Below are 11,645 nucleotides of genomic sequence, written 5' to 3'. Positions count from 1 at the left end.
GATCTTCCAGGCTGGCAAAATGGTTGAGAATGGTCGGAGCAATCGTCAATTCATCCATGACATGGAGCAGATTTAGCGTAAGCCTGCATCCTACCCCAATTACTCCAACCTCATTTAGATGCGTTTGCCCTGTGATAGTGAGCGCGGACGTGATCGCTGGCGTGACGATAATCGTGAAATCGACCGCTGATTGCCGTGTGACCGGGCACTGGATGAACAAAATGTCCAGTTGCGACACCTGCACCTTGGCTGCCGCCACTGCCACTGGGCGGGGAAGTTGGTGAGCAGCCACTCAAGGCTTCCAGGTAGCGCTGGGCATAGCTGGCGATGATCGCTCCATGCGTCTGCCCCGTGCGGCGATCGACGTAGTTTTTATCGCCATTGACAATGCTGCGAGCATTCAAGAAGTCAATTTGCGAGCCGTGAATAAACTGGCCGAGCCGACGACGGGTGAACGTGCCGTCACGCATTCCCTGGACGAGAATTTGGGCGGCAATTTGCGGGTCATAGACGCGATCGGGGTTGTGAACCAGATCAATGCCGAGGCGGTTTGACCAATCTCGATAATTGGATTCAAGGGTCAGTTGGACAAAGCCTCTGCCGTAGTAGCATCCCGGTCCATACTGACCGCAGTACGAGTTGAATTCCCGAATGGGGGCAAACAGGCTTTCATGTTGAACGGTTGCCAAGATGTAGGCAAGCTGAGCGGGGTCGGTAATGCCATCGCGTTTCGCCTCCGCCAGGATAATCGGCAGATTTCTCGCAGCATTGGTTTGCTGAGCGGCAGGAACGGCAGCCATCAGGCGAGCTAGACAATCGCGATCGAGTTGAACGGGTGTTGAATTGCCGTTGGGATCGTTGGCGCGAATTAGATCATCAATTTGCTGCTGAACATCGGGCGGCAGCGGTGGCGGTTGAGGTGCGTCTGCTGGTGGCTCTCCAGGCGTTTCCCCTACAAACACCAGCCCTTTTTCGTGAACGGAAAACCAAGGCACTGGGCCAATGAAGTAAGGCGTACAGCCCAAATCCACCACTCCCCGATGGCAAACGCGAAAGAACAAGCCGAACTGCCCTGTGCCCGTTGCCTCATCGGTTCCCGTCAGCACCACTTTGAAAACAGCCCCAAACGGCAGGCGTCCTGTTGGCTCTAATCCCCCATTGATCGCGCCGAGAATCCCTTCCCCACCGGGAACCATCTGCCCACCCTGCGATCGCCCGCCTTGAATCCACTGCGCTCCATGTAGCCCGGTCGGATCGCCAACTTCACCCAGGGAAACGGGGGAATTTAGCTCCAGATACGCGCAGCCGCGCTCTTGAGCACACTGGTAGTGGAAGCCTACCCGGTTACTGCCAGTAATTGAGTGGGTGGTGGCTTTGACACGGTGTTCCTTGTTGCCATAGGTCACGTCGTCGATCGCCACAAAGCCGAGAAATTCGCCAGCGGGAGTATTGGGAAACTCGGACATCGGGACGCGATCGAGTCCGGGCACTTCGCTGATGAAAGTCGCTTGCCAGCCCTGAAAATTCTCCAGCCTGACTTGATCAAGATTGGGAATATCGGCAAGGCTGTATTGCTCAAGCAGGTGGGGCGTATTTCCGAGCGAGAGTTGGCCTAAGGTTTCGTCGGTAGCGATCGAGGCAAGACTCTGGCCGCCCCAGTCGTTGAGATTGAGTTGCCCAACGGCAGAGTTGACCAGAGTTTGATCAATTAGGTCTTGGAAGAGTGGCACTTGGCTCAAGCGGAGATTGCCCAAGCCCGGAACCGCTCGTACCAAATCAGCGATCGTCTGGCGCTGGATCAGCGGGAAATTGCTCAGGCTAATCCGGTCAAGGTTGAGTCCAGCGATTTGAGCGACCTGACTGAGGCTAAAGGTCTCAAGCCTGAAGGCGTCCTGCACATCAGCGAGCATGAAGACATCGCCGATCGCGGCTCCTGCTTGCCAGATGCGCGAGGGATTGTAGCCAAGCTGATCGGCTAGACGGTCTGGAATTTGGAGCGTTCCACCCGCTTGCAAAGCAGGCAGGTCTGACAGGGAAATCCTGCGCCAGTCCGGAACGGGTGCACCGTGATACGGGGTTGAGTGGATTTGCTCGTCCCAAGTTTGGGCGATCGCTGCTTGTGGCAGGAGGAGCGCAAACAGCAGCAGACCAGTGAGCAGAATTGCCGTGAGGCGATTGAACCAGCGCAGCAGCATATCGGTCTGGATGGAGAAATTGACCTGAGTGCTGCAACTTTAGGAGTCGCATCTGACCCTGCTGTTGAACTGAATGAATATTCGTATGACTCTGGCGATTTTTTAGAGTGTTGCTGGCAAAGCTGGCTGCTGCATGATTGCTCTCACTACTGAAACTAATTTAGACAAAGACAATTCGGAAAGCTCGTAACCTTTCATATCGCTTATATTTGAAGGAAATCGAATTTGAGTCTTTGAAGAAGCAAGGCTGAAGCATGGAAACAATCCCCTTCTTGGTGAGTTTGCCTGAGGAAGACGAGGAGACAAAGGGCATTTTCTCAACTGAAACAGAAATTGTTGTACGAGATTTGCCGACCGATCGCCTCCGCGAGAACCTAAACAGGGTATGCCAAGGGGTCGCTTCGATGCTGGATGATGTCAGGAAGGTTGGCAATTTTAAGCTCAAGGAAGTCACGATTCAGGTAGAAGTGACTGCTGAGGGCGGTATTGAGTTAGTAGGAACAGCCAAACTGGGTGGCAAAGGCGCAATCACGCTAACGTTTGCGGAGTAACGGATGAGAAAGCGTCGGGCACTACTGATTGGCATTCCTGAGTATGAGAGTGATGCAATCACAAATTTACCCATCGTTCGCAAGGATATCGAAACGCTTCACGCGGCTCTAGAGAAGTCTGGTTTTGCGATTCGTGCGATCGGAGTTGACGGTGAATCGCAAACAGGACGCAACAAAATCTTGCGGGAGTTGAGACGAGAGTGTAAGGAAGCAAAGGGCGTAGAGGCACTGCTGCTCTACTTTTCTGGGCATGGAATGCACTATCGCGGCAAGGACTATCTCATTCCCTCAGATGCCTTTCTTGACGATCCTGAATATATCGAGGAGTATCTGGTCTCGACAGATTTGGGAGACATCATTGATCAGTCTGATGCAGAGACGATTATTTTCTTTGTGGATGCCTGCCGTGAAGGGGTGACGTTAGGCTTCAAAGATACCTATTTAGCTGGGTGGAGCAGGGGCGATCGCCGTAAAGCAGCCCAGCGTAGTTTTGTCATGGTTTTTGCCTGTGGAGCAGGCCAAGTCAGTCAATATGTAGGAGCAGACGATGGGTTCAGCCTTTTCACTCAAGCATTGGCGGAGGTACTTGATCCTCAATATCCCGCTTGCACCTTAGAAGAGGTACTGCAAGCAACCCAGGAAAGGCTCAATCAACTCATTGCCCAACACCAAAAACAGCCTCAACAAATTCGTCGTGCTTTTGAAAGTGCTGTTGAGGATGACACTTTTTCGCGAGTGATTTGTGATGGCTTAACGCAGGCGATCGAAAATGGACGAAGTACTGATGCGTGGTCTGAAGCGGCTTTGCAGTCACCGCTTTGGAAAGACCGAGGCGTGGACGAAGATCCTTTAGTGAAGGAACTCAAGCAGCAGGTCGCTCAGATAGTCGCGGCTTGTTGGCAGCAGTGGCAAACCACCATTCGAGCATTTCCCCAAGACCCTTGGCGAGATGAGGACTTGCCGATTCGAGTGCTAGATGCCCTGGAGTTGCTGGTGTTCCGCTCTGATCCGGCTGTTGAGCTAACGCTGGCTGAAACGGCTTTAGCGATCGCAGTGCCTTTTGTTCGAGAGGCTGTTTTAGCGAGTGGTGTGAGTTATGCGGCCAGCGCCAATCCGCTTGCGTGGGACGGTATTAATTCTCAACTGGGTTGTCGTGCTGCTTTGGAGAAGGAACATCAGGCTCAACCTCGCTTTGTGCGAAAAGCCCAGCGGCTCAAAGAGCAAGGACAAATTGTTGAGAAAGATGCTGTCATGGCGTGGCTGCTCCACCGCTGTTTGCTGAAAACTTTGGCAATTTGGCTGCCTGAATCAGAAGGAGGATATCTTGCTGCACCCTTATACAAAGCATTGGGTAGCCCAAATTCTCGCAGGTCAAACCTTGCGACCGAGACGTTGACCCGGAAACGCCTGATTGAGCTTGCTCGTTGTATGCTTGCTGACTTTGAACGGATTGATCGAGACGATCGCCCAGATGCATTGCAGGCTAGAACAACCGTAGGCCGATATCGGGAAGAGCAGGAAGTTCGTGAGAAGATGCTGGCTTACCTGTTGAAGCTGGCGGGCTTACTGGCGATCGATATCAAAATGCTCTCGGAGGTGATCGTTGACCACATCGGACTGTCTGATCCGCTCACGCCTCAGCAGGTGAAAAATGCCGTGAATCAAGCTCGTTGGAATCCTTCTGGGCGAGGGCGAACGCTGCGGGTGACTTGTGATCATCCAGCGATCGATTTTGCGTTAGGCAGCCACGTTGAAGATGCCGATGCCAATTTGAGCCGTATTGCTCGGCAGATAGCAGAGCAACAGCGGGGAATGGAAGCATTGCATGGTCTGCCAACTCACCTATTGCCAGATGGAATTACTGCTGACAAACAAGAGGGTGTCCCTGTCTACCAAACACCCCACGTCAACTTTCAGCTTGCTCACGATGAAGTGCGTGAATTGCTAATGGGAGAACAGCTTTATGGCGACCCGATGCTAGCCGTTCGTGAGCTATATCAGAATGCTCTTGATGCCTGCCGTTATCGTCAAGCAAGGCTTGCATATCTGAAGCAAACCGGACAATACGAAGGACAAGATGACTGGGAAGGGCGCATTGTCTTTCGTCAAATGGCTGATGAGAATGGGCGAGTTTATATTGAGTGCGAAGACAATGGAATTGGCATGGGAATGCTGCATTTGTCTCAATGCTTTGCCCGTGCTGGCCGTCGATTTGCCGATCTACCAGAGTTTATTGAAGAACAAGCTGATTGGTTAAAATGTGATCCGCCCATTCGCCTCTACCCAAACAGCCAATTTGGGGTGGGTGTCCTCAGCTATTTCATGCTGGCAGATGAGATAGAAGTTGAAACTTGTCGGTTAGATCGCCAAGGTAAGCCCGGACTGCAATTGCGTGTTCGGATTCCTGGCAGTAGCGGTCTTTTTCGAGTACGTCCTGTAGGGTTTGGAAAAAGCGCTGGAACAAGAGTAAGGCTTTACCTGAATCGGACAAGCCACAAAGGTAAGTTGGTTTCTTGTATTGAAATTTTAAAGCAACTTCTATGGGTTGCAGAATTTCCAACTAAAGTACAGGAGGGAGCTAGGTATGGGATTTGGAATCCAGGAGAATTAAAGCATCCAAGTCTTGAAAAGGAGGAAGTCCTTAGAGGTGAAGAGGACGTGTGGTGGATACAAACACATCTTCTTAACTATGTACCATCTGAACGAGGGTGTATTTTAGCCGATGGACTTTGGACTGAAGAAGAGCAATCTGGAGTTGTGATTAATCTGCGTGGTACTCATTACCCCAAGCTGACTGTTGATCGGAAGAAAGTCATAGATTGGAATTGGCAATGGGGACGTGATGTTTTGATAGAGAATGCAATTTCCTTGCTTGATTGGAAGCATCTAACACTTGTCTGGTTATGGGAATTTGGGTGGCAACACCCACAGGCCGCAGAGCATATTATGAAGTTGGCTCTGAATAGCAACTTAAGGCTGAGAGTGGGAAGATCAGAATATGACCAGGCGGAGGTTCTACTTAACCAAGTTGGTTGCTTTCAAGGTGATAGAGCTTTGATAGACACAGGAATTACTTATTACGGACCAATCATCCGTGAAATACCCTGGTTGATACTGCCTTATCGAATTGCTGTATGGATACAACGTGGTTTGCTTAAAAGGCAAAGTACGTTTTTTGATTGCTTTCCATCGCAACTACGTCCCGATTGCTGCCCACTTTTACAGCCTGGAGATGCGATCCTCTTCTCAACAAATGTAAGATCAGAGCGTCCCGGCAGTTGCTTGACAGGTCGTATTCCAATTGCTCATCTAGTACTAGTTGCTGCAAGGCTTAATGAATCAATAGCAAAAGTTCTTGCTCGACTTCAAAAATTTGCACCTTTGGGATTAGAAATGCCATCAATAAACTCTAAGTCTTTGGAAGATTTCACTCCCACTCCGGAGGACGTAATTGCTTTTTCAGATAATTCTAATGCTGATAAGGATTATTTGAGTTATTCATATGAATTAGAAAAAGATCGAGTACATCCTGCTTTCATAGTTCTGGCTTCTGCAAGATTAAATGAACCGATAGCTACAACATTAAAACGATTCCAAAAATTAGCTCCCCTTGGTTTGGATGTACCAGAAGCAGAGCCTCAGGCTTTAATCAATCTTAATGTAACTCAGGAAGACCTTATTATTCTCTCATCCGGTTTCACTGGAGAATCTGCTTGGTCTTCAAAGCAAATATCTGTTGCTCAAATGGTCTTAGCCGCTGCGAAACTTAACAAGCCTTTAGCAGAAGTTTTTGAGCAGTTTCAAAAATTTGCACCGCTGGGAATAACAACACCTAAAGTAGATGATACTAATGTTATGAAAGAGATTGTCATAACCTCAGAGGATCTAATCATCCTATCTTCTGATCTAAAAGGAATTTACGCCTGGAGATGGAACCGCATATCAGTTGCCCATGTAGTTTCAGCCGCCGCAAAACTGAATGAACCAATCGCAAGAATTCTTCAGCGGCTACAACGATTTACATCTCTAGGGTTAGAGGTTCCAAGGATAGATCATCCTACGATTACAGAATTTGAGAACTTGACTCAAGAAGATAACATGATTCTTGATGAGGTTTCTAAGAAGGAGGATGAAATTTCTTTTCCTGATATGCTCGACGTTGCTATAAGGCTAAATAAACCCCTGATTGAAGTTTTTCAAAGAGCAAAACGATTTGAACCTTTAGGAGTAAAGATACCAGAGGTAAGTTTAGAGTTCTTAGAGAATTTAACTTTCAGTCGAGAAGACTTGATTCCTTTCTCAAAAAACTTCAATGGGCAGTATTTTTTCCTAAAGGGCAGCATCCATCCTAGCCGGATACTTGCTGCTGCATATATCTTAAACGAACCAGTAATCGCTACATTAGAGCGGATGCGTCGTCTTGCTCCTTTAATGGGTGTTGCTCTTCCTGAAGGAGAACCAGATACCTGGCAATTCCATAACTATGAACAAGCTTGAAAATATCGAATGAGTATGCAGAAGAGAGTGAGCAGGACGAGGGATGTAAGGACGATTGCCCTCTACCCCTCACTCACCAAGTTCAAAACTTGCAGCTTCACCGCTGGATTGTTCATAACTAGCTGTAACGAGTCTATTTTGCTCATGCAGTCTAGTTTCTACCAGCTTGACAAATCGATCGAACCGTTCCGCATCGGCGGATGTCACTCTAGTCGCTTCTCGACAGATTTTACCCTGCTCAATTTTCAACACGATGCCTCGCCCGGAGGCCAAAATTTGCTCAGGTAAAATTGCTCGATCTTCCGCTGAAGGCTGAACGCCCCGATCGCTTGCCAGCGCGTATAGTGTCTCATCACGGGCAAATAGGGTGTAGTCCTTCCTGCCTTCAAAGCAGATTCCGCCTGCTAGCGGTTCACCAATAGCCGAGAGAATGACTCTAGCTTGGTCTGCGATCGCCTCAACCTGCTCCCGCCAGATTGCTTGATCTTGCGTCATCGCTGCGAGGTCGCGATCGCTCAATGGCTCACCTTGAATGAACGCTTTGCCAACCTGCTCAATTTTCGCGAGATGCCCATCCGATCGCCCAGCATCTCTCGCCTGCTTGTACCACTCGCGCAAATCTTGAACGGTATGCTGTGGTGGAACTTCTGGTAGCGGAGATTGTTCGGGTTGAGTCGGCTGCTCAACTTCGTTCCAGGTTGGATCGATCGCGACAGATTCGGCTGGCGGAACTTCTGATTGATAGGAATCGATTGCGAAAAGGGTTGATTGCTCGTCAAGTTCTACAGTAGAGATTGCCTGTTGATGATCGTCAATTGATGCTATGTCTTGAAAAGACTGCTCATGTTGCGAAGGTTCGTGTTCTTCCTGAGTTGCTGATTGTTTTTGCCAGTGAATTCTTGCCGCTTCAGCAAAGCCTTGATCGAGAATATTGCGAGCGAAAAGATGAGCGAAGGGGCGATCGTATCCTCTTGACTCTCCGCCTTGAAATGGATTTTGAGTTGCGACTTCTTTGAGTTGCAGCCGTCCGTCTTCTCGAATGCTAAAAACCATTTCGGAGTCGATAAAAGTGTCTCCGTTCTGGCTCAGGTAATGCGTCAAATACAACTCTTCACCGTGCCGTTCGATAACCAGAGGAATGTATGGCGCGTTCTCGATCGCCAAATAGAAATCTTCCCCAACGGCTTCAATGCAACCCGCTTCTTGTAGAAATTTCGCTACATTTCTCTCCGCTCTTGTCGTATGCAATTCCGGAGGAGCAATTGGGGTGACTTGCCCAGGCAATTCAAGTATTGGCTGTGGTTCTTGAAAGTCGTCTGCGATCGCCTCGTCTAACTGCTCAGAAGCAGATTCAGCCGAATGGGTAACATCAACTGCTTGCGCTGTTGATTGCTCTGAGGCAATTTGCTGGAGTTCAGGCAGCTTAATCCCCAAGTAGTCTCGCGCCTGATCTTTGAAGTCAAAGGCGGCGAGGGTGTGGCCTTTTTCCTGCATGATCAGCGTCAGAACGCGATCGATGTGTTCTGACGCAACGATTAGCTCCATGCGATCGCTCACCGAATAGAACTCGGCTCCTGCTGCCTGCATGATGTCTGGATCGAGCGAGAATCGATCGCCAATTCCTGACTTGGGCGTTTGCAGAACAAATCCGGCGGCTTCGCTTCCCAGTCGTGCGGCTGCCTGCGTTTTGATCGTCAGCACTTCATCGAGCGTTTTAACCGCACCTTGGTTTTGCGTAATGTCGGTGATAAATGCTTTGGCTTGATAGGGCGCGTGGAAGGCAACAGGTTCTGCTCGAATCGCTTCTTGAATATCAAAGCTAGCAGGCATGATTAAACCCTGCCGAATGCTGCCCTGATTGTCCGTGTAGTTGATGAACTTGCCGCTGGGAAATTTCTCGTAGGCTTTCAACAGGTTGCCACTAAAAATTTGGGCTTCTCGCCGCTGCTCTGTCTGCCGCAGGTCGAACGCCTCATAGATGTTTTCGCCGCTCCAGTTCGTTTCTTGCGCCGTCACGATCGTGCAGAGGCTGTCTTTGCCGCGATTGAAGCGCGTAAGCGGAATTGTCATCATCCTGGCCTGATTGTCCGTCAGGATTTGCGCTCGCCAGTTGGTCGGAGCGGCAGGATTGCCCTCTTGCCCTTTTTGCCAAATGCGAGCAACCACGCCGTAGGTAACATTGCCTTCCGGCGAGACGACGCGGACGGTTTGACCGGGGACAAACTTCGAGAGAACTGCGGTGACATGCCCAAATTGCTTTCTCAGCCGATCGGTTGCCCTGCTCCGGCTGTAAGGGTCAAGCTTGCTGTCTAGAAGCTGCGATCGATACGCCTTCAAGTCTTGCCGAAGCTGGTCGATCGTTTGTCTAGCCTGTTGCTTTGCTTCCCGTCGAATTTGATCGAAATCGTGATCATCCACTCGCTGGACGGCTGGCTGCTCCAGGTGTTCGCGCACGATATTGATCACCTGAAGCTGGGTGAGCGGCTTGACTGGAATTTTGGTATCTGTCACCTCCAGGTAGACCGCACCCGTGAACTCGTTTTGAATGCCAGAAGTGTCGGCAATGACTTCCATTCGGGCGACGACTTTGGCATCTAGGTCAAGCTGTTCGGCGCGAAGAACACTTTCACCCATTGCTTCTTTTTGAGCAATCAGGTCGAGGGTTTCGGTTTCAATTTGCGTGTAGAGGTCTTCTTGCTCCTTCCCCGACAGGAGCGGAATACGCCCCGTCACTCGACTAATCAGTTCAATCTCTGAGTCCCCCTGGATGTTGTGCGTGGCATAGGCAAGCTTGGCGTCCAATTCCGGATTGTCCTCTAGCAGTTCGCCAATCACTTCCTCGCCGTAGGCATTCATGAAGTCCACCACGTTGGAAATGGACAAAGCAGAGTCGCGATCGGCAGTTGTGTTGGCGTTGAGCATTGCCATCTTCTTTGACAAAATTGCGCCCAATCGCTTTTCTGCGGGCAAGTCGGACATCAAGAGCGTGATTTTGGGTTCGATCACCTGTCCAAACCGATTCACCCGACCGAGCATCTGCATCACCTGATTGATGTCGCGCTCGGCCTGCGCCACGATCAAATGTCGCTGCCGCTGGTCGTTGAATTTTTCGGAAGCATGAAGGTTGATTCCCGTTGCGCCTGAGCGGTTGAGAATCAGCACATTGAGATCGCCTGCGTTGAAGCGGCTGACGATATCGACTTTTGCCTGTGCGGTTGTCTCTTTGCTGGAGCGGCGATCGAACCCAATCGACCCATCCACTGCATAGTCAATGATGTTCTCGCGCCCGGTAATCTCATCAACGCGATAGCCTTCCTGCGTCAGCCGCCAGCGGATGTAGTCGATCGAGCTGAGCGGAATGTTGGAAAGGTCAGTGCCATCAATCAGTTCCCTGGCTTCATCGTAGGCTGCCAGCGCATCGTCTCCCAATTCTTCATCACTCAGGCGTCGTCTGGTTTGAATGCCCTCGTAATTCTTGATCACGACATCCCGCGATCGCTCCAAGTACCGTCCCAGCACATCCCCAAACGAGATGTCGATCGGATCGCCTGGGGTCAGCCTGTGATCCTCGGCGTACTGGCCGATGAAGGCATCCATTGTCGAAGCAACCGCAATCACGGGTTTTTCGCCGCTTTGAATTGCAGCGATCGCCGCTTGCACCGTTGCTTCTGCCTTCTGACACAGCAAACCCTGATCGATCGCGTTGTGCATCAGGGAAGTGAAGTTAGTCGATCGCGCTCCCACCTGCCCGATCGAATTGTCCTCGCCAAGCTGCTTGGCCTCCTTCTTGAGTTCCTGGCTGAGCTTTTTGACGGCCTTCTGCTTGGCAATGTCAAACTGGCTGATGCCCCGCATGATTGCAGAGATACTATCAGCGGTTTCTCGACTGACGGCAACCGTTTTCGCCGCAAACGCCACGCCCTCAAACGATCGCTCCCGCCTGAGCAACTGACCAGAGGCCACAAACTTCGTCGCCATCATTTGCTGAAGCGGAATGCCACCATCTTTGAGCGTGCGTTGCAGGCTGGCAAGGTTCGATACTGCCTCGGCTGCATCGGAACGGCGAGCATACAAGTCCATCACGGCTGGATCTTTCGTCGCTGTTGCGCTCATAAAGACGGCTCCGGCACAGCGATCGACTAGTTCGCGGACGAATTCGGATCGATCGGGTGCAGCGCTGCTGCTTTTCCAGGCGGTATCGCTGGTGCTGCCTCCGGCTTCGTGAGCTTCGTCGAAGATATAGCCATACAAAGCTAGGCTAGGACGTTATAGTTAGCGTAGCAAAGCATTTAGAACGAACAATGTCAGATCCTTACAGCGATGACCTGCGTAGCAAAGCAATTGAGGCCGTTGAGCGGGGTGAGCGCAAAATTGATGTGTGTCGAATGTTGAAAATTTCCGG

4 protein-coding genes and 1 pseudogene are annotated in these 11,645 nt (G+C 50.5%); 3 read left to right on the top strand and 2 right to left on the bottom strand.

Going from position 1 to position 11,645, the window contains the following annotated elements:
• Window positions 1-110: 110 nt before the first annotated feature.
• Window positions 111-2,195, bottom strand: coding sequence for a hypothetical protein (locus H6F67_RS24440; RefSeq protein WP_190769268.1), 2,085 nt, complete (start codon window positions 2,193-2,195; stop codon window positions 111-113).
• A gap of 254 nt (window positions 2,196-2,449) precedes the next feature.
• Here H6F67_RS24440 and H6F67_RS24435 point away from each other — a divergent pair, with 254 nt between their 5' ends.
• Both H6F67_RS24435 and H6F67_RS24430 read left to right on the top strand, forming a co-directional pair.
• Window positions 2,450-2,746: a hypothetical protein gene (locus H6F67_RS24435; RefSeq protein ID WP_190769267.1), complete on the top strand. Its 297-nt coding sequence runs from the start codon at window positions 2,450-2,452 to the stop codon at window positions 2,744-2,746.
• A gap of 3 nt (window positions 2,747-2,749) precedes the next feature.
• On the top strand, window positions 2,750-7,243 hold the full coding sequence (locus H6F67_RS24430) for a caspase family protein (RefSeq protein WP_190769266.1): 4,494 nt from the start codon (window positions 2,750-2,752) through the stop codon (window positions 7,241-7,243).
• A 69-nt stretch (window positions 7,244-7,312) separates the two neighbouring features.
• On the opposite strand, the gene H6F67_RS24425 is transcribed toward H6F67_RS24430, so the two are convergent.
• The gene (locus tag H6F67_RS24425; protein ID WP_190769265.1) at window positions 7,313-11,494 is read right to left on the bottom strand and encodes a strawberry notch C-terminal domain-containing protein; all 4,182 of its coding nucleotides are present in this window, start codon (window positions 11,492-11,494) and stop codon (window positions 7,313-7,315) included.
• A 50-nt stretch (window positions 11,495-11,544) separates the two neighbouring features.
• Between H6F67_RS24425 and H6F67_RS27915 the strand changes: the two are divergent.
• Window positions 11,545-11,645, top strand: a pseudogene (locus H6F67_RS27915) (IS630 family transposase); the annotation flags it as partial.

It is taken from the genome of Microcoleus sp. FACHB-1515 (assembly GCF_014696105.1).
Classification (GTDB): domain Bacteria; phylum Cyanobacteriota; class Cyanobacteriia; order Elainellales; family Elainellaceae; genus JAAUTJ01.
Note: the sequence above shows the minus strand (reverse complement) of the source record. Positions and strands in the feature narration are given on the sequence as shown.

What these genes read in the sequence shown, in the direction of transcription:
- H6F67_RS24440 (WP_190769268.1), bottom strand. Translation starts at nt 2,195, where the DNA reads ATGCTGCTGCGCTGGTTCAATCGCCTCACGGCAATTCTGCTCACTGGT.
- H6F67_RS24435 (WP_190769267.1), top strand. Translation starts at nt 2,450, where the DNA reads ATGGAAACAATCCCCTTCTTGGTGAGTTTGCCTGAGGAAGACGAGGAG.
- H6F67_RS24430 (WP_190769266.1), top strand. Translation starts at nt 2,750, where the DNA reads ATGAGAAAGCGTCGGGCACTACTGATTGGCATTCCTGAGTATGAGAGT.